19 protein-coding genes are annotated in these 17869 nt (G+C 71.7%); 14 read left to right on the top strand and 5 right to left on the bottom strand.

Annotated elements, in window-relative coordinates; translation table 11 throughout:
• Nucleotides 1-75 precede the first annotated feature (75 nt).
• From atpB to C5508_RS11125, 10 genes are all read left to right on the top strand, one after another.
• Entirely contained in the window at nt 76-858 is a 783-nt protein-coding gene (atpB, locus tag C5508_RS11170; RefSeq protein ID WP_198598026.1) for a F0F1 ATP synthase subunit A, read from the top strand.
• A gap of 84 nt (nt 859-942) precedes the next feature.
• The gene (locus tag C5508_RS11165) at nt 943-1149 is read left to right on the top strand and encodes an ATP synthase F0 subunit C (RefSeq protein ID WP_104525021.1); all 207 of its coding nucleotides are present in this window, start codon (nt 943-945) and stop codon (nt 1147-1149) included.
• Between the two features lie 25 nt (nt 1150-1174).
• Nucleotides 1175-1789, top strand: coding sequence for a F0F1 ATP synthase subunit B (locus tag C5508_RS11160; protein ID WP_104525020.1), 615 nt, complete (start codon nt 1175-1177; stop codon nt 1787-1789).
• A complete protein-coding gene (locus C5508_RS11155; protein ID WP_104525019.1) occupies nt 1789-2607 on the top strand; it encodes a F0F1 ATP synthase subunit delta in 819 nt (272 codons plus the stop codon). Before C5508_RS11160 ends, C5508_RS11155 begins: the two co-directional genes overlap by 1 nt.
• A 49-nt stretch (nt 2608-2656) precedes the next feature.
• The gene (gene atpA, locus C5508_RS11150) at nt 2657-4294 is read left to right on the top strand and encodes a F0F1 ATP synthase subunit alpha (RefSeq protein ID WP_104525018.1); all 1638 of its coding nucleotides are present in this window, start codon (nt 2657-2659) and stop codon (nt 4292-4294) included.
• A 3-nt stretch (nt 4295-4297) separates the two neighbouring features.
• Nucleotides 4298-5269, top strand: a complete 972-nt coding sequence (locus C5508_RS11145; RefSeq protein WP_104525017.1) for a F0F1 ATP synthase subunit gamma — start codon at nt 4298-4300, stop codon at nt 5267-5269.
• 50 nt (nt 5270-5319) lie between these two features.
• Nucleotides 5320-6765 carry a F0F1 ATP synthase subunit beta gene (gene atpD, locus C5508_RS11140; RefSeq protein WP_104525016.1) on the top strand — a complete coding sequence of 482 codons (1446 nt, stop codon included), beginning with the start codon at nt 5320-5322 and terminating at the stop codon, nt 6763-6765.
• A gap of 209 nt (nt 6766-6974) precedes the next feature.
• On the top strand, nt 6975-7145 hold the full coding sequence (locus tag C5508_RS11135) for a hypothetical protein (RefSeq protein WP_157944071.1): 171 nt from the start codon (nt 6975-6977) through the stop codon (nt 7143-7145).
• Nucleotides 7146-7357: 212 nt separating this feature from the next.
• Nucleotides 7358-7747, top strand: a complete 390-nt coding sequence (locus C5508_RS11130) for a F0F1 ATP synthase subunit epsilon (RefSeq protein WP_104525014.1) — start codon at nt 7358-7360, stop codon at nt 7745-7747.
• A gap of 28 nt (nt 7748-7775) precedes the next feature.
• A complete protein-coding gene (locus C5508_RS11125; RefSeq protein WP_104525013.1) occupies nt 7776-8177 on the top strand; it encodes a DUF2550 domain-containing protein in 402 nt (133 codons plus the stop codon).
• An 11-nt stretch (nt 8178-8188) separates the two neighbouring features.
• On the opposite strand, the gene C5508_RS11120 is transcribed toward C5508_RS11125, so the two are convergent.
• Nucleotides 8189-8797: a cob(I)yrinic acid a,c-diamide adenosyltransferase gene (locus C5508_RS11120; RefSeq protein ID WP_104525012.1), complete on the bottom strand. Its 609-nt coding sequence runs from the start codon at nt 8795-8797 to the stop codon at nt 8189-8191.
• Nucleotides 8798-8867: 70 nt separating this feature from the next.
• Here C5508_RS11120 and murA point away from each other — a divergent pair, with 70 nt between their 5' ends.
• A complete protein-coding gene (murA, locus tag C5508_RS11115; RefSeq protein WP_104525011.1) occupies nt 8868-10148 on the top strand; it encodes a UDP-N-acetylglucosamine 1-carboxyvinyltransferase in 1281 nt (426 codons plus the stop codon).
• On the opposite strand, the gene C5508_RS11110 is transcribed toward murA, so the two are convergent.
• On the bottom strand, nt 10149-10454 hold the full coding sequence (locus C5508_RS11110) for a hypothetical protein (RefSeq protein WP_104525010.1): 306 nt from the start codon (nt 10452-10454) through the stop codon (nt 10149-10151).
• Nucleotides 10455-10549: 95 nt separating this feature from the next.
• Between C5508_RS11110 and C5508_RS11105 the strand changes: the two genes are divergently transcribed.
• Nucleotides 10550-12568 (top strand): protein meaA, encoded by a 2019-nt coding sequence (locus C5508_RS11105; RefSeq protein ID WP_104525009.1) that lies wholly within the window; start codon nt 10550-10552, stop codon nt 12566-12568.
• A gap of 747 nt (nt 12569-13315) precedes the next feature.
• Nucleotides 13316-14674, top strand: a complete 1359-nt coding sequence (locus C5508_RS11100) for a dicarboxylate/amino acid:cation symporter (RefSeq protein ID WP_104525008.1) — start codon at nt 13316-13318, stop codon at nt 14672-14674.
• A gap of 91 nt (nt 14675-14765) precedes the next feature.
• Here C5508_RS11100 and C5508_RS11095 read toward each other — a convergent pair whose 3' ends face one another.
• The gene (locus C5508_RS11095) at nt 14766-15647 is read right to left on the bottom strand and encodes a hypothetical protein (RefSeq protein ID WP_104525007.1); all 882 of its coding nucleotides are present in this window, start codon (nt 15645-15647) and stop codon (nt 14766-14768) included.
• Entirely contained in the window at nt 15644-16825 is a 1182-nt protein-coding gene (locus C5508_RS11090; RefSeq protein WP_198598025.1) for a sensor domain-containing phosphodiesterase, read from the bottom strand. The genes C5508_RS11095 and C5508_RS11090 overlap by 4 nt, the downstream gene beginning before the upstream one ends.
• A gap of 109 nt (nt 16826-16934) precedes the next feature.
• Between C5508_RS11090 and nucS the strand changes: the two genes are divergently transcribed.
• The gene (gene nucS / locus C5508_RS11085; RefSeq protein ID WP_104525035.1) at nt 16935-17606 is read left to right on the top strand and encodes an endonuclease NucS; all 672 of its coding nucleotides are present in this window, start codon (nt 16935-16937) and stop codon (nt 17604-17606) included.
• A gap of 6 nt (nt 17607-17612) precedes the next feature.
• Here nucS and C5508_RS11080 read toward each other — a convergent pair whose 3' ends face one another.
• Entirely contained in the window at nt 17613-17804 is a 192-nt protein-coding gene (locus C5508_RS11080) for a hypothetical protein (RefSeq protein WP_104525005.1), read from the bottom strand.
• Nucleotides 17805-17869: the final 65 nt, after the last annotated feature.

Here is a 17869-nt window from a genome sequence, read left to right as displayed (position 1 = left end):
CGCCGTGCGCGCGCATCCGTTCTCCGGGCCCCAGACCCGCACCCAACCGAAGCAGTTCCTGACGGAGGCTGAGTAGTGACGACCGAGGTCTCGGCCGCCGAGGAGTTCGTCCCGCCGAGTGCGCCCGATTTCTGGCAGCCGCTCGTCGGGGAGGGCGCCTTCGCCCTCACCCGGTCCATGGTCGTCATGGTGCTGGTCACCATCGGCCTCGCGGTCGTCATGATGGCGGTCACCCGCCGCCTGTCCGTCGTCCCGGGGCGCGGCCAGTTCCGCCTCGAGGGCATGTACGGCCTGGTCCGCAACTCGATCGGCCGCGACATCATCGGGTCGGCGCACTTCAAGCCCTACATCCCGCTGCTGTTCACGTTGTTCACGCTCATCCTGGTGAACAACCTGATGGGCATCATCCCGCCCGTCCAGTTCCCCACGATGAGCCGGATCGGCTTCCCGCTCGCCCTCGCGCTCGGGGTCTACGTCGTCTACCTGGTCGCCGGCGTCCGCCGCCGCGGGATCGTGGGCTTCCTCAAGAACCTGGTCCCGAGCGGCCTGCCCTGGTGGGTCGTCCCGGTCGTCTTCGTGCTCGAGCTCGTGACGTTCCTGATCACGCGCCCGGTCACCCTCACGCTGCGGCTCTTCGGCAACATGTTCGCCGGACACATCCTGCTGCTGCTCTTCGCGCTGGGTGGGGAGTACTTCCTGCTGCACGGCGAGGGCCTGCTGCGGGTCATCTCGATCCCGGCCTTCCTGATGTTCTTCCTGTTCTCCGCGTTCGAGATCCTGATCGCGTTCCTGCAGGCCTACGTCTTCATCCTGCTGGCCTCGATCTACATCGCCGAGGTCTACGCGGACGACCACTGAGTCCGCGGGGCCTCGGCCCCGGAACTGCACCACCGATGTGCGCCACCCCGGCCGCACAGACCGACGAGAGGAACGGAAACACCCATGGAAGGCAATCTCGCGATCATCGGCTACGGCCTGTCGGCCATCGGCCCGGGTGTGGGCATCGGCCTGATCTTCGCTGCCTACGTGAGCGGCGTGGCGCGTCAGCCCGAGACCCGCGGCGTGCTGCAGACCATCGCCATCCTGGGCTTCGTGCTCTGCGAGCAGCTGGCCATCTTCGGCATCGCCCTGGCGTTCGTCTTCTCGTGACCGAGGACCGTAAGGAGCAGATCTGATGGGCGCGATCGACAACGCGGCCGCAGTCCTGGCCGCCGAGAGCGGCGAGGGTGGCTTCTGGGAGAGCACCTACCCGGTCATCCCGCACCCCGGTGAGCTGATCGTCGGCATCATCTCCTTCGCCGTCCTCTACTTCCTGTACAAGAAGTACGTGGTCCCGCGCCTGGAGACCATGTTGGCCGAGCGCCAGCGCACCATCGAGGGTGGCATCGAGCGGGCCGAGGCCATGCAGGCCGAGGCCAAGGCCGCTCTCGAGCAGTACCGGGCGCAGCTGGCGGAGGCCCGCAACGAGGCCGCGCAGATCCGCGACGCCGCTCGTGCCGAGGGGCAGCAGATCATCGAGGAGCTCCGCGCCCAGGCGCAGGAGGAGTCGGCTCGCATCGTCGCCCGCGGCGAGGAGCAGATCGCCTCGGCCCGTCAGCAGGTCGTCAACGAGCTGCGCGGGCAGATCGGCGCGCTCGCCGTCGACCTGGCCGGACGCGTGGTCGGGGAGTCCCTCGCCGACGACGCCCGCCGGCAGGGCACGGTCGACCGGTTCCTCGACCAGCTCGACGGGATGTCCGCCACGGAAGGTCGCGGCGACGCCGTGGCCGTGCCGGGGGGCAACCGCTGATGGAGGCATCCAGCCGGGCGGCGCTCGAGCAGGCGCGCGAGCGCCTGTCCGAGCGCACCCAGGGAGCGGCCGGTCAGGCACTGCTCGGGCTGGCCGACGAGCTGTTCTCGGTCGCCCGCCTCCTGCAGGCGCAGCCCACGCTGCGCCGCGCACTGTCCGACCCGTCGGGCAAGGCGGAGGAGCGTTCGGCCCTGGCTCAGCGCCTGTTCGGCTCGCGGCTGCAGCCGGCGGCCCTCGACATCGTCGAGGTCACCGTGCGGCAGCGCTGGTCGCGCCCGCTCGACCTCGTCGAGGCGGCGATGACGCTGGCCACCGAGGCCGCGCTCGACGCCGCCGACGCCCGGGGCGAACTGGACGACGTGGAGGACGAGCTCTTCCGATTCGGCCGGATCGTCGCCGGCGACCAGGCGCTCTCGCGGATCCTCAGCGACCGCACCGGTTCCGCCGAGGGCAAGTCGGCGCTCCTGGACCGGCTGCTCTCCGGCCGGGTCAGCCCGGTCACCGAGCAGCTGCTCCGGAACGTTCTGACCGGCTCGCACGTCGGAACGGCAGGTGTCGCGATCGAGCGGCTCTCCGATGTCGCCAGCCGGCGCCGCGGGCAGTCGATCGCCCGCGTCACCACCGCGGCGGCCCTCACGGCCGCTCAGGAGCAGCGGCTGATCGAGGTGCTCGGCCGTCTCTACGGGCGGACCATCGGACTGCACGTGACCGTGGACCCCACGGTGCTCGGCGGGCTTCTCGTCCAGGTGGGCGACGAGGTCATCGACGGCACGATCGCCCACCGCCTGGAAGCTGCCCGACGGCAGCTGGCCGGCTGACCGCCCACACTCCACAGACACGACCCCGCAGGGAAGAGGACTTCGAGCCATGGCCGAGTTGACGATCTCCGCAGACGAGATCCGCAGTGCCATCCAGAACTACGTCACCGAGTACTCGCCCGACGTATCCCGTGAAGAGGTCGGGATCGTCACCGAGGCCGGTGACGGCATCGCGCGTGTCGAGGGCCTGCCCTCGGTCATGACCAACGAGCTGCTCGAGTTCGAGAGCGGTGTGCGTGGACTGGCGCTGAACCTCGACGTGCGCGAGGTCGGTGTCGTCATCCTCGGTGACTTCTCCGGCATCGAGGAGGGCCAGCAGGTCCGCCGGACCGGCGAGGTGCTCTCCGTGCCCGTAGGTGACGGCTACCTCGGCCGGGTCGTCGACCCGCTCGGCAACCCGATCGACGGTGGCGGCGCCATCGAGACGACCGGACGCCGCGCCCTGGAGCTGCAGGCGCCCACCGTCGTCCAGCGCCAGTCGGTGCACGAGCCGATGCAGACCGGCATCAAGGCCATCGACGCCATGACGCCGATCGGCCGCGGCCAGCGCCAGCTCGTCATCGGTGACCGCCAGACCGGCAAGACCGCAATCGTCACCGACACGATCATCAACCAGAAGGAAGCCTGGGCCACCGGCGACCCGTCGCAGCAGGTCCGCTGCATCTACGTCGCCGTCGGCCAGAAGGGCTCGACGATCGCGGCGATCCGCTCGGCCCTCGAGGACGCCGGCGCGATGGAGTACACGACCATCGTCGCGGCCCCCGCGTCCGAGGCGGCCGGCTTCAAGTACATCGCTCCCTACACCGGCTCGGCCATCGGTCAGCACTGGATGTACGAGGGCAAGCACGTCCTCATCGTGTTCGACGACCTGTCGAAGCAGGCGGAGGCCTACCGGGCGGTCTCCCTGCTGCTGCGCCGCCCGCCGGGCCGCGAGGCCTACCCGGGCGACGTCTTCTACTTGCACTCCCGTCTGCTGGAGCGCTGCGCCAAGCTCTCCGACGAGCTGGGTGCCGGCTCGATGACCGGTCTGCCGCTCGTGGAGACCAAGGGCAACGACGTGTCGGCCTACATCCCGACCAACGTCATCTCGATCACCGACGGGCAGATCTTCCTCGAGACGGGTCTGTTCAACTCCGGTGTCCGTCCCGCCATCAACGTCGGCATCTCGGTGTCCCGCGTCGGCGGTTCCGCGCAGATCAAGGCGATGAAGTCCGTCGCCGGCCGGCTGCGCCTGGACCTGGCGCAGTACCGCGAGCTGGAGGCCTTCTCGTCGTTCTCCTCCGACCTCGACGCCTCCAGCCGCGCCACCCTGGACCGCGGCCAGCGCCTGGTCGAGCTGCTCAAGCAGGGGCAGTACTCGCCGTACTCGGTCGAGCGCGAGGTCGTCTCCCTGTGGCTCGGCACGACCGGCAAGCTGGACCGGGTGCCGGTGTCCGACGTGCGCCGCTTCGAGTCCGAGTTCCTCGAGTTCATCGGGCGCGGTGACAACGTCATCTTCGACACCATCCGCGAGACGAAGAAGCTCGACGACGACACCGTGGGCAGCCTGGAGCGGGCCGTGGAGACCTTCTACGGCCAGTTCACCACCGGCGACGGCGAGACCCTGGCGAGCAACGAGCCCGAGGCGCAGGCCATGGACGCCTCGGAGCGTGGCCAGGAGCGCGTCCAGGTCAAGCGGGGCAGCTGACCCATGGCCGGCTCTCTCCGCGCGCTGCGGCGCCGCATCCGCTCCACCCAGTCGACGAAGAAGATCTTCTCGGCTCAGGAGTTGATCGCCGGTGCCCGCATCGTGCGCGCCCAGGCCCGGGTGGAGGCGTCCAAGCCCTACGCCCGGGAGATCACGCGGGTCCTGTCGGCGCTGGCCTCCTCGGCCAGCCTCGACCACCCGCTGCTGTCGGAGCGGGAGAACCCGCGCCGGGCGGCGGTCCTGGTCATCACGTCCGACCGTGGGTTCGCGGGCTCGTACAACGTGAACGTGCTCCGGCGGACCGAGGAGCTGCTCTCCCTGCTGCGCCAGGAGGGCAAGGAGCCGGTGCTGTACGTGGTCGGCCGGAAGGGGGAGAGCTACTACTCCTTCCGTGACCGCGAGATGGCCGACACCTTCACCGGCTTCTCCGAGCAGCCGAACTACTCGGACGCTCAGGAGGTGGGACGCGCCCTCATCGAGGCGTTCACCGCCGGCGAGGACGACGCCGACGGCGGCCCCGGCGCCGATGGCATCCAGGGTGTCGACGAGTTGCACATCGTCTTCACCGAGTTCCGGTCGCTGCTCGCCCAGGTCCCGGTCGCCAAGCGGATGGCTCCGCTGGAGGTCGAGGAGGTCGAGGAGTTCGACTACGAGCGCGAGGACCGCGAGCGGGGCGTCGCCGCCGACGGTGGGCTGCAGGCGTCCTACGAGTTCGAGCCCTCGGCCGAGGGACTGCTGGACGCGCTGCTGCCGAAGTACATCACCACCCGGATCTACGCGGCGATGCTCGAGGCAGCGGCCTCCGAGTCCGCTTCCCGCCGCCGGGCGATGAAGTCGGCCTCGGACAACGCCGAGGAGCTGGCGAAGAACCTGTCCCGGCAGGCCAACCAGGCCCGTCAGGCGGAGATCACGCAGGAGATCAGCGAGATCGTCGGCGGTGCCGACGCGCTGGTCACGTCCAACGCCGGCGACTGACCCACCACACGTTCCACATCCCTACGCCCCAGGGCAGGAGAGCAGTACAGATGACCGTCACCGAGGACCGTCCGACCAGCTCGCAGACGCAGGCCACCGGCCGCGTCGTGCGGGTCACCGGGCCGGTCGTCGACGTCGAGTTCCCCCGCGACGCGATGCCGGACCTGTTCAACGCGCTGAAGGTCGACGTCACGCTGGCCGACCTCAGCAAGACCCTGACCCTCGAGGTCGCGCAGCACCTGGGCGAGAACGTCGTCCGCACCATCTCGATGGCGCCGACCGACGGCCTCGTCCGCGGCGCCGAGGTGTCCGACACCGGGAACCCGATCATGGTCCCGGTCGGCGACGCCGTCACCGGGCACGTGTTCAACGCCCTCGGCGACTGCCTGGACACCCCCGGCTACGGCGAGGACGCACCGCACTGGTCGATCCACCGCCACGCGCCGCGGTTCGACCAGCTCGAGGGCCGCACCGAGATGCTGGAGACCGGCATCAAGGTCATCGACCTCCTGACGCCCTACGTGGCCGGCGGGAAGATCGGCCTGTTCGGCGGCGCCGGCGTGGGCAAGACGGTCCTCATCCAGGAGATGATCCGTCGCGTCGCCCAGGAGTTCGGTGGTGTGTCGGTGTTCGCCGGTGTCGGCGAGCGCACCCGCGAGGGCAACGACCTCATCACGGAGATGACCGAGTCCGGCGTCATCGAGTCGACCGCCCTGGTGTTCGGCCAGATGGACGAGCCGCCGGGCACGCGTCTCCGCGTGGCCCTCTCGGCGCTGACGATGGCGGAGTACTTCCGCGACGAGAAGAACCAGGACGTCCTGCTCTTCATCGACAACATCTTCCGCTTCACCCAGGCCGGTTCCGAGGTGTCGACCCTGCTGGGCCGCATGCCGTCGGCCGTGGGTTACCAGCCCACGCTGGCCGACGAGATGGGCCTGCTCCAGGAGCGGATCACCTCGACCCGAGGCCGTTCGATCACCTCGCTCCAGGCGATCTACGTGCCCGCCGACGACATCACCGACCCGGCGCCGCACACCACCTTCGCCCACCTCGACGCGACGACGGTCCTCTCCCGTCCGATCTCGGAGAAGGGCATCTACCCGGCCGTCGACCCGCTGGACTCCACCAGCCGGATCCTCGACCCGCAGTACGTCGGGCAGGAGCACTACTCGGTCGCCCGTGAGGTGCAGCGGATCCTGCAGCGCTACCAGGAGCTGCAGGACATCATCGCCATCCTCGGCATCGACGAGCTCGGCGAAGAGGACAAGGTCACGGTCAACCGTGCCCGGCGCATCGAGCGCTTCCTCTCGCAGAACATGTTCGTCGCCGAGGCCTTCACCGGTCAGCCCGGTTCCTTCGTGCCGCTGTCGGAGACCCTCGAGGCGTTCAAGTCGCTCACCGAGGGCACCTACGACCACGTGCCGGAGCAGGCGTTCTTCATGTGCGGTGGCCTCGAGGACCTCGAGCGCAACGCGGACAAGCTCAAGAAGGCCTGAGCCCCGCAGTACTCACGGCGACGGCCGGGTCCCCCCGCGGGGGGACCCGGCCGTCGCCGTTCCCAGACCGGATCACCCTTCCCATCGCCTGATCGGGTGATTCGGGCCTCGGCGCTCTGCGGAACCGACCGCCACCTGCCGACCATTCCCACAGGCGCGCCCGTGCATCGGGCGCTGGATCGAGGGGCGACGTGGAGAAGGACAGCCCGGTGCTGCGAAACCCCGAGCGGGGCGGCCGCGACTGGACCTGGCCCCCGTACGCCCCGGTCACGGTCTCCGAGCCCCGTTTCGACACCGACCGGTGGGCGCCGTCGACCTGCGTCCGCCACCCGTGGGTGCGCGTCGGCCGGTGGACCCTGCTCTACCGCCGCTCCGTCTGACGAAGCACCTCCGCTGCGCTGCGCTCCTCGCCCCCACTCGGGCCGGGCCGCTGCAGCGCGACCGTTCCAGCACGTTCCCGGCCGCACGGACCCGGCACCGGTGCCCGCCGCGACACGCCGCTATTGTGGACCCATCCCTCGCCGGCTCCCGGGCCGGCGGACCGAACGCACCGCTCCCTCCGATGGTGGAGGGGTGGACCCAGAGGAGTGTCGTGGCGACCCTGCAGGTCGAGTTGGTGGCCGTCGAGCGCAAGATCTGGTCCGGTGAGGCCACGACCGTGATCGCCCGCACCACCGAGGGCGAGCTCGGCATCCTGGCCGGCCACGCGCCCATGCTGGGCCAGCTGGCCGACGGCGGCGTCGTCACGATCCGCACGGTCGAGGGCGAGGACCTCGTCGTCGCCGCCCACGGGGGCTTCCTCTCCATCACCGAGCACGGCGTCTCGATCCTGGCAGAGACCGCGGAGATCTCGACCGAGATCGACGCCGAGCGGGCCCGCGAGGCGCTGCGTCGCGCCGAGGGCGAGCGCGACGACCCGGAGGCGCAGGCCGCGCTGCGCCGCGCGCAGTCCCGCCTGAGGGCTGTCGGCGAGAGCGTCTGACCTCGCCGGGGCGCGGAAGTAGTCCGGCATGACCACGGTCCTGCTGATCCTGCTCGGTGCCCTGCTGCTGCTCGTCGTCGTCGTCTTCCTGCTGCGTCGACGGTTCCTGCTGTCCGGCCTCGGCGCGGTGACCGTGTGGCTCCGCCCGGCGGGGTCACCCCGGTGGTCGGTCGGCGTCGCCTGGTACGGCGGGGACGCCCTGCTCTGGTACCGGGCGCTCTCCCTGTCGGTCCGCCCCCAGCACCGCCTCCGCCGGGCGGAGTTCCGGGTGCTCGCGCAACGTTCGGCGGGTCGCGACGACCTCGCCCTGCCCGGCGACGTCGTCGTCCTCGAGTGCAGCACCGCGGAGGGGCCGCGGGAGCTGGCCATGGAGCCCTCGACGTTGACCGGCTTCCTGTCCTGGGTGGAGTCGGCCCCGCCGGCCAGCTGAGCGCGGGGGGATCAGGTACCGCTGCTCGCCGCCCGCTGGGCGTGGACGCCGCTGTGCGCGCCCGGCTCCCACAGGATGTCGCCGTCGGGGTTGGCCACCCGCGACAGGATGAAGAGCAGGTCCGACAGCCGGTTCAGGTAGCGCGCGGTCTCGGCGTTGGTCTGCTCCGGCTCGACCTCGAGCAGGGCCCACACGCTGCGCTCGGCCCGCCGGACCACCACGCGGGCCTGGTGCAGCAGCGCCGCCGCGGGGGTGCCGCCGGGCAGGATGAAGCTGGCCAGCTTGGGCAGCGTCTCGTTGTAGGTGTCGCAGGCCGCCTCGAGCCGCTCGGTGTACTCCGCGGTGATCCGGAGTGGCGGGTAGGGCGGGTTCGCCACGATCGGCGTGCAGAGGTCGGCGCCGATGTCGAAGAGGTCGTTCTGGATGCTGCGCAGCAGCTCCGCCACGGCGGGCTCCACCTGGCCCAGCGCCAGCGCGACGCCGAGAACGCTGTTGGCCTCGTCGACGTCGGCGTAGGCGACCAGCCGGGGGTCGGTCTTGGCGACCCGGCTCATGTCGCCGAGGTGCGTCTGACCGGCGTCACCGGTCTTCGTGTAGATGCGGGTCAGCCGGACGGTCATGGGGGGAGCCTAAGGCCGGGGTCGTCCGCGCCCGGGACGGAAGGCGCCCGAGGGCCCGTAGGGTGGTCAGGTGGACTGCTTCGAGGTGACCGGCGGGGCGCGGCTGGCCGGACGTGTCCGGGTCACCGGCGCGAAGAACAGCGCGCTCAAGCTGATGGCGGCGACCCTGCTGGCCACCGGCCGGTCGACCATCGACGAGGTCCCCGACATCCTCGACGTCACGATCATGAGCGAGGTGCTGCGCCGCCTCGGGTGCGAGGTCGCCTACGAGCGCACGCCCGGCAGCGGTGGCGGCGGCCGGCTCACGATCGACGTGCCCGAGAAGCCGTCGACCGAGACGGACTACGACCTCGTCCGCCGCATGCGGGCGTCGATCAACGTCCTCGGGCCGCTGGTCGCGCGGTGCGGTTCGGCCCGCGTGGCGCTCCCGGGGGGCGACGCGATCGGCTCGCGCGGCCTCGACATGCACATCTCCGGGCTGGAGCGGCTCGGCGCCACGATCATCAGCGAGCACGGTTTCCTGGTCGCCACCGCCCCTCGGCTGACCGGCGCCTCCATCTGGCTGGACTTCCCTTCCGTCGGGGCCACCGAGAACCTGGTGATGGCCGCCGTCCTGGCGCAGGGCACGACGGTGGTCGACAACGCCGCGCGCGAGCCGGAGATCGTCGACCTGTGCCGGATGCTCGCCGCGATGGGCGCGCGGATCGACGGCGCGGGCACCTCCACGATCACCGTCGAGGGGGTCGAGTCGCTCGACCCGGTGGAGTACACGACCGTGCCCGACCGGATCGTGTCCGGCACCTGGGCCATCGGCACCGTCATGACCCGCGGTGACGTCGTCATCGAGCGGGCCGTCGCCGAGCACCTGACCGTGGCGCTGGACAAGCTGACCGACGCCGGGGCGCGCGTGGAGTCGGTGCCGGACGGCCTGCACGTGTCGATGGACGACCGGCCGCGGTGCGTCGACGTCGTCACCCTGCCCTTCCCGGGGTTCCCGACAGACCTGCAGCCGATGGCCGTGGCCCTGGCCGCGGTCTCCACCGGAACCGCGCTGATCACCGAGAACGTGTTCGAGGGCCGGTTCATGTTCGTCAACGAGCTGGTCCGGTTGGGTGCCGACATCCGGATCGACGGGCACCACGCCGTCGTCCGCGGCCGGGAGCGGTTCTCCAGCGCGCCGGTGCTGGCCAGTGACATCCGGGCCGGCGCAGGGCTGGTCCTGGCCGGGCTGTGCTCCGACGGCGTCACCGAGGTGCAGGACGCCTACCACGTGGACCGCGGATACCCGGACTTCGTCGAGCAGCTGCGCGGCCTGGGCGCCCAGGTGGAGCGGACCCAGCGCCCGGGGTGATCACTCCTCGTTGCTGAAGGAGACCGCGAGCGCGCGGGCCCGGTCGGCGTCCTCGGGGAAGACCAGCACCTCGGCGCGGTGCGCGCCGGGGAAGCGGACGGTCGAGCGGATCCCGGCATCGGAGAGCAGGGCGCGCAGCTGGAGCGCCGACTCGCGGCGGCCGAGCGTCGCGACCCGTGTGAGCAGCCCGTCGTCGTCGCGGGACGGCGCCGCTGTCGGGCGGCCGCCGAAGGCCCACCGGGTGAACAGCGCCAGCAGCGCCAGGACGACGACCGCCACCAGCGGCCCTGCTGCGTCGTACGGCACGGCACCTCCTCGTGGACCCTCGATCGAGTGTGCCACCGCACACCTCCCCACGGCGGAGCTGCTACTCGCCGGTAACAGCCCTACACTCCGCCGGTATGCCGTTCCCTTCATCGCCGAAGGAGCGCGACCGCCCCTGGGTCATGCGCACCTACGCCGGCCACTCCTCGCCGGCCGAGTCCAACGCCCTCTACCGCCGGAACCTGGCCAAGGGCCAGACCGGTCTCTCGGTCGCCTTCGACCTGCCCACGCAGACCGGCTACGACCCCGACGACGAGCTCGCCGTCGGCGAGGTCGGCAAGGTCGGCGTCCCCGTGACGCACATCGGCGACATGCGTGCGCTCTTCGACGGCATCCCGCTCGACGAGATGAACACGTCGATGACGATCAACGCGACCGCGATGTGGCTGCTGGCGCTCTACCAGGCCGTCGCCGAGGAGCACGGGCACGACGTCAGCAAGCTGGCGGGCACGACCCAGAACGACATCATCAAGGAGTACCTGTCGCGGGGGACCTACGTCTTCCCGCCGGCTCCCTCGATGCGGCTGATCACCGACATGGTCGCCTACACGGTGACGACCATGCCGAAGTGGAACCCGATCAACATCTGCAGCTACCACCTGCAGGAGGCCGGGGCGACACCGGAGCAGGAGATCGCCTACGCCATCAGCACCGCCATCGCCGTCCTGGACTCCGTGCGCGACTCCGGCCAGGTGCCGCAGGAGAAGTTCGGCGAGGTCGTCGCGCGCATCTCGTTCTTCGTCAACGCGGGAGTCCGCTTCGTGGAGGAGATGTGCAAGATGCGCGCCTTCACCCAGCTCTGGGACGAGCTGACGAAGGAGCGCTACGGCGTCGAGGACCCCAAGCACCGCCGTTTCCGCTACGGCGTGCAGGTCAACTCGCTGGGCCTGACCGAGGCGCAGCCGGAGAACAACGTGCAGCGGATCGTGCTGGAGATGCTGGCGGTCACGCTGTCCCGCGACTCGCGCGCCCGCGCCGTGCAGCTGCCGGCCTGGAACGAGGCGCTCGGGCTGCCCCGGCCGTGGGACCAGCAGTGGTCGCTGCGGCTCCAGCAGGTGCTGGCCTACGAGACCGACCTGCTCGAGTACGAGGACCTGTTCACCGGGTCGGTCGTCGTCGAGAAGAAGGTCGCGGACATCCTCGAGGGGGCCCGCGCCGAGATCGCCCGCGTGCAGGACATGGGCGGCGCCGTGGCCGCGGTCGAGTCCGGCTACATGAAGGGCCAGCTCGTCGGCTCGCTGGCCGAGCGGCGCCGGCGCATGGAGAACGGTGAGGACGTCGTCGTCGGCGTCAACAGGTTCGACACCACCGAGCCCAACCCGCTGACCGCCGACCTGGACACCGCGATCATGACGGTCGACCCGGCCGTGGAGGCCGCCGCCCAGGAGGCGGTCCGGACGTGGCGCGCCGAGCGCGACCCCGAGCCGGTGCAGAAGGCGCTGGACGCCCTGCGCGAGGCGGCGGCGTCGGACGTGAACCTCATGCCTGCGACGCTGGAGTGCGCCCGCGCCGGCGTCACGACGGGGGAGTGGTCGGGGGTGCTGCGCGAGGTCTTCGGCGAGTACCGGGCACCGACCGGCGTCTCCGCGGCGTCCGGCGGCGGCGAGGCCGACGAGAGCCTCCTCGGGGTCCGCGAGCGGGTGCGGGCCACCGGTGAGGAGATCGGCGGGCGGCTGCGCTTCCTGGTCGGGAAGCCGGGCCTGGACGGGCACTCCAACGGTGCGGAGCAGATCGCCGTGCGGGCCCGGGACGCCGGGTTCGAGGTCATCTACCAGGGCATCCGCCTCACGCCGGCGCAGATCGTGTCCGCCGCCGTCGAGGAGGACGTGCACGTCGTCGGGCTCTCGGTGCTGTCCGGCTCGCACCTGCAGGTCGTGCCCGCGGTCCTCCAGGGACTCAAGGACGCCGGTCTGGACGACGTCCCGGTCGTCGTCGGCGGGATCATCCCCGACAGCGACGCGCGCCGGCTGCGCGAGCAGGGCGTGGCCCGGGTCTTCACGCCCAAGGACTTCGGGCTGAACGACATCATGGGCCAGGTCGTGGACGTCGTCCGCGAGGCCCACGGCCTCGACGCCTTGGTCCCCGCCTCCGTCTGACGGAGCGGGCCGGGGAGGCGGCGATCCCCTCCCCGGCCCGGACGGCGTCAGCCCGCGGCCGCCTGCGCTGCCGCGTAGCGCGCGTCGGCACCGTCGATGCTCGCCCGGCTGGTCAGGTCGACCCCGGCTCGCCTCGGCCGTCCGCAGCACCGTCACGGTCGCCGTCCCGGTCGAGCCGGTCAGCCGGGTGCCGACCAGCGGCGCGTGACCGGCGGAGTGCCCGGGCCGGTTCGGGTGGTATGCCTCGGCGATCGGGCCGGACAGGCCGTCGACCCACTCCACGTCGTCGCAGACGGCGTGGCCGAGGAAGGCCGTGGTCGGATCGGCGAAGCCGGCCCCGCGGCGGACGCGGCGGTGGAGATACGGCGTTGAGCAGGTCGGCCAGCCCGTCGAGCCGGGTCTCGTCGCCCTCGGGTACCCGGCGACGACGACGGTGGCCTCGGTGCCCAGCCGCGGATGGCCGCGTAGAGGCTGCTGAGGCGGCCCGGCAGCTGGCCGGCGATGAGGCCCTGCGCAGTGGCGATGGCCCCGGTGCAGTCCCCGGCGATCACGATCAGGGGACGGCTCGCGGTGAGCCGCCGCACGTCGGGAAGAACCGGCCCACCGGGACCCTTGATCACCCCGTGCAGAACGTCTGGGACCTGACGCGGCGGCGGACCGTCGACCACTGCCGCGTCACCGCGGGCCGCTGTCGGGGCTGACTCCACCCCCGATCCGCCCGACCCCTCCCTGAACGGACCAACCTTCGTGCTCGCTCGTCTCCGCCGTGTGCCCTTCGCGGCACAGGTACTCCTCGCGCTCGTCGTCGGCGTGGCCCTCGGCCTCGCCGCCCGCGAGCTCGGCCCCGTCTCCGACGGGACGCCGAACTGGCTCACCAGCACCCTCCAGACCATCGGCAGCAGCTTCGTCGCGCTCCTCAAGGCGCTGGTGCCGCCGCTGATCGTCACCGCCGTCATCGTCTCGATCGCCAACCTCAAGCAGGTGTCCAACGCCGCCCGCCTGGCCGGCCAGACGCTGCTGTGGTTCGGCATCACCGCACTCATCGCCGTCGCCATCGGCATCGGCCTGGGTCTGCTCACCCAGCCCGGCCGCAACAGCTCGGTCGACGCGGCCGCCGCCGAGGCCCCGGCCACGACCGGCGGCTGGTGGGACTTCCTCACCGGCCTCGTCCCGGGCAACATCCTCGGCCTGCAGGCCTCCGCCGGTAGCGACGGCTCGGTGGGCCTGTCGTTCAACGTGCTGCAGCTGATCGTCATCTCGATCGCCATCGGCGTCGCCGTCCTCAAGGTCGGTCCGGCCGCCGAGCCGTTCCTGGGCTTCGTCCGCTCCGCCCTGGCGATCGTGCAGAAGGTGCTGTGGTGGGTCATCCTCCTGGCCCCCATCGGCACCGTCGGCCTGATCGGCAACGCCGTCGCCAGCTACGGCTGGGAGTCCCTCGGCTCGCTCGGCGTCTTCGCCGGTGCCGTCTACGCCGGCCTGGCCCTGGTGCTGTTCGTCGTCTACCCGGTGCTGCTCAAGGCCCACGGCCTCTCGCCGCTGCGGTGGTTCGCCGGCGCGTGGCCGGCCATCCAACTCGCCTTCGTCTCCCGCTCCTCGATCGGCGCCCTGCCGGTGACCGAGCGGGTGACCGAGCAGAACCTCGGCGTCCCGCGGTCCTACGCCTCGTTCGCCGTGCCGCTGGGCGCGACGACGAAGATGGACGGCTGCGCCGCGATCTACCCGGCGCTCGCGGCGATCTTCGTCGCCCAGTTCTTCGGTGTGGACCTGTCGATCACCGACTACCTGCTCATCGCGCTGGTGTCGGTCATCGGCTCGGCCGCGACCGCCGGCGTCACCGGTGCGGTGGTCATGCTGACCCTGACGCTGTCGACCCTGGGTCTGCCGCTGGCCGGCGTCGGCCTGCTGCTGGCGATCGACCCGATCCTGGACATGGGCCGCACCGCGGTGAACGTGGCCGGCCAGGCGCTGGTCCCGACCATCGTGGCCAGGCGCGAGGGGATCCTCGACCTCCAGCGGTACGACTCGACCTCGCCGGTCGAGCCGCTGGCAACGGTGGAGGAGCAGGACGGCGTCGACGCCGACCTGCGCCGGCCCGTCACAGCCTGAAAGAACACCCTTGCCCCCCACCGCTCGCACGCTCGCGGCGGGGCCCTGCAGGGGGCGGGCCCGGACCTCCTCGGAGGTCCGGGCCCGTGCGTCATCCCCGCGGCAGGTCATCGCAGCCGGACTCGTGCGGCAGCAGCGGGCGGAGCAGCACCGACCACCGCCGGCCGTCGGCCGTCGTCCAGGGGGTGCGGTCGGTGGCGGAGGCGGCGGCCGCCAGCACGGTGCTGACCTGGTCGCCCGTGACCAGGACGCACTCGGCGACGCCGGGGTCGCCGGCCCCCAGGGGTGGTCCCGGCCAGGCCTGGTCCCGGGGCTGGTCGTCCACCGGCTCGACGTACTCGGAGGCGACGGCGGCGACCGCATCGGCGGCGTACGGCTCCGGGCCGCTCACCTCTCCGGCCTCGAGGCCGGTGGGCAGGTCCTGCACCTGCTCGATCAGCCGCGACAGCCGCTCGCGGGCGTCCGCCTGCTCCGGCGTCAGGCCGTAGCGGCCGTCGCGGTCCGGGCCCGATCCGATGCCGAGCGCGTACACCTGGCGGGTGGCGTCGTGCGCGCCGGCGTGCAGCTCGAACCGGGTGTCGGGCAGATCGGTGACCGACGGCGCGCCCAGGTCACCGCTCTCGGTCACCCCGGCCTCGACGGCCAGTTCCACCAGTTCCCGCAAGCCCTCCCGATCGACGCGGTGCACCTGCAGGGCGGTGATCGCGGGCTCCGGGAACTGCGCCGGGCCGGGGGCGCGGGTGAGCACCCGGCCGTCGGAGTACACGGTGACGGTGGGCAGGCGTGCCACGGCATAGGCGGCCGGCACGTAGCCGCCGACCTCCTCGACCTTCAGCACGACGGCCGCCGGGCCCTCGGGTCGGGGGGCCGGTGATCCCTCGGGAGCGCGACCCGCCTCGGAGCCGGTGCAGGCTCCGAGGAGCAGGACCAGTGCGCCGGTGGCAGCGCCCCGGCGCAGAGCGGAGCCGCTCACGCCACGAGGTCGTAGGCCGGACGGGGGCGGCCGAACAGGTAGCCCTGCCCGTAGCGGACGCCGCGGGACAGCAGCGCCTCCCGCTCGGCCTCCTTCTCGACGCCCTCTGCCACGAGCCGGGCGCCCGTCTCGCCGGCGAACGCGACCATCGCCGAGGTCATCGCCTGGCGGGCGGGGTCGTCCTGCAGCCCCATGACCAGGCCGATGTCGAGCTTGATGACGTCGGGTCGCAGCCGCAGGATGTGCCGCAGACTCGCGTAGCCGGTGCCGGCGTCGTCCACGCTGACGCCGATCCCCGAGGCCCGCAGCCGCTCGGTGGACACCAGGACGCCGGCGTAGTCGTCGATCCGGCTGTGTTCGGTGATCTCCACGGCCAAGGCGCAGTCGCGGTGGTCGAGGAGCAGGTCCATCACCGTGTCGCAGGTCAGCGCCTCGGGGGAGAGGTTGACCGCAAGCGTCAGGCCGGCCGGCAGCGTCCGGGCCACCTCCAGCGCGGCGCGCGCGGCGATCTCCTCCAACTCCACCCCGAGCCCGACCGCGGCGGCCTCGCTGAAGAGGCCGGCCGTGCCGGGACCCTGCCAGCCGGGGAAGCGGCTGAGCGCTTCGTGGCCGACGACGTCGTGGGTGGTCATGTCCACGACCGGCTGCAGGTGGGTGACGACGGAGCCGCGGGCGAGGAACGAGCGCAGGCGGTCGCGCCGGGCCGCCAGGTCGCGCGCGGCCGCCACGGAACCGCCGCGCAGGTGGTCGCTGATGAGGTCGGCGAGCAGTTCGACCGTCCGTGCCGAATCGGCGTCCAGGTGCGTGCCGGAGTCGCGGCTGACGCAGCACAGCATCCCGACCGGGCGGTGGTCGGCGTCCCGCACCGGGGCGCCGACGTAGGAGCCGATGTTCAGGTCGGCGGTGACCTCGAGGTCGCGCGTCCGGGGGTCGCGGGTCGCGCCGGTGACCACGGGTGGCAGGAGGCCGCTGAGCACGCGCACGCAGTACGAGCCCTCCAGCGGGGCGCTCATCCCCTCGACCACGTTCATGGCCGCGAGGTCGCCCACGGCGGAAGTGATCAGCTGACGGCCCTCGGTGAAGAGCGAGACCCAGGCGACGTCCATGCCCAATCGGCTGCGGGCCGCGTCGAGGAGCCAGTGCACCCAGTCGCCGTCCAGCCCGGTGCCGTCTTCCACGGTGTCATTCTCGACCCGCTGTGGCGTCCGACACCACGTTCCGGGCCGATTACTTCCGGAATCCCCGGGTCGGCGCAGGCGTGGGGGCCGACCGGTACCGTCGGCGCCCGTGCGTCTGGTCATCGCTCGTTGCTCGGTCGACTACATCGGCCGGCTCACCGCCCACCTGCCCATGGCGACCCGTCTGCTGCTGGTCAAGGCCGACGGCTCGGTGTCGATCCACGCCGACGACCGCGCCTACAAGCCGTTGAACTGGATGAGCCCGCCCTGCCGCCTCGAGGAGGAGCTCACCGACGGCGCGGGCACCTGGACGGTGACCAACAAGGCCGGGGAGCAGCTCATCATCAGCATCGAGCAGGTGCTGCACGACCACGCCCACGAGCTCGGGGTCGACCCGGGCCTGCAGAAGGACGGCGTCGAGGCGGAGCTCCAGCGCCTGCTGGCGCTGCACGTCGAGACCTTCGGCGCCGGGTGGTCGCTGGTCCGCCGTGAGTACCCGACGGCGATCGGGCCGGTGGACCTGCTCTGCCGGGACGCCGACGGCAAGGTCGTCGCCGTGGAGATCAAGCGGCGCGGGGAGATCGATGGCGTCGAGCAGCTGACCCGCTACCTCGAGCTGCTCAACCGGGATCCGCTGCTGGCGCCCGTGCGCGGGGTGTTCGCCGCCCAGGAGATCAAGCCGCAGGCGCGGGTGCTGGCCGCCGACCGTGGCATCGACTGCGTGACCGTCGACTATGCGGTGCTCAAGGGCACCGACGACCCGACCCAGCGCCTGTTCTGACCCGGTTCAGTCGCCGGACGCGCTCCAGAAGGCGATGTGGGTGCGCCGGCCGTCGGTGAACAACAGCAGCTGGTAGCGGCCGCTGTTCTCCTCCCAGAGGAAGTCGCCCGACGCCAGCACCTCCTCGCGCAGTTCCCGCAGGGCGGTGGCCGGGTCCCCCCGGTACTCGACGACGTGGTCCCGGCCCGATGCGCCCACGACCGCTCCTCCCCGGGTGCACCTCCGGCACCGGCGGGGGGAGCGTCTGCCTCTTAGACACATCT

It is taken from the genome of Blastococcus atacamensis (assembly GCF_002938425.1).
GTDB lineage: Bacteria > Actinomycetota > Actinomycetes > Mycobacteriales > Geodermatophilaceae > Blastococcus > Blastococcus atacamensis.
Note: the sequence above shows the minus strand (reverse complement) of the source record. Positions and strands in the feature narration are given on the sequence as shown.

What these genes read in the sequence shown, in the direction of transcription:
- C5508_RS11165 (WP_104525021.1), top strand. Translation starts at nt 943, where the DNA reads ATGGAAGGCAATCTCGCGATCATCGGCTACGGCCTGTCGGCCATCGGC.
- C5508_RS11160 (WP_104525020.1), top strand. Translation starts at nt 1,175, where the DNA reads ATGGGCGCGATCGACAACGCGGCCGCAGTCCTGGCCGCCGAGAGCGGC.
- C5508_RS11155 (WP_104525019.1), top strand. Translation starts at nt 1,789, where the DNA reads ATGGAGGCATCCAGCCGGGCGGCGCTCGAGCAGGCGCGCGAGCGCCTG.
- atpA (WP_104525018.1), top strand. Translation starts at nt 2,657, where the DNA reads ATGGCCGAGTTGACGATCTCCGCAGACGAGATCCGCAGTGCCATCCAG.
- C5508_RS11145 (WP_104525017.1), top strand. Translation starts at nt 4,298, where the DNA reads ATGGCCGGCTCTCTCCGCGCGCTGCGGCGCCGCATCCGCTCCACCCAG.
- atpD (WP_104525016.1), top strand. Translation starts at nt 5,320, where the DNA reads ATGACCGTCACCGAGGACCGTCCGACCAGCTCGCAGACGCAGGCCACC.
- C5508_RS11125 (WP_104525013.1), top strand. Translation starts at nt 7,776, where the DNA reads ATGACCACGGTCCTGCTGATCCTGCTCGGTGCCCTGCTGCTGCTCGTC.
- C5508_RS11120 (WP_104525012.1), bottom strand. Translation starts at nt 8,797, where the DNA reads ATGACCGTCCGGCTGACCCGCATCTACACGAAGACCGGTGACGCCGGT.
- C5508_RS11105 (WP_104525009.1), top strand. Translation starts at nt 10,550, where the DNA reads ATGCCGTTCCCTTCATCGCCGAAGGAGCGCGACCGCCCCTGGGTCATG.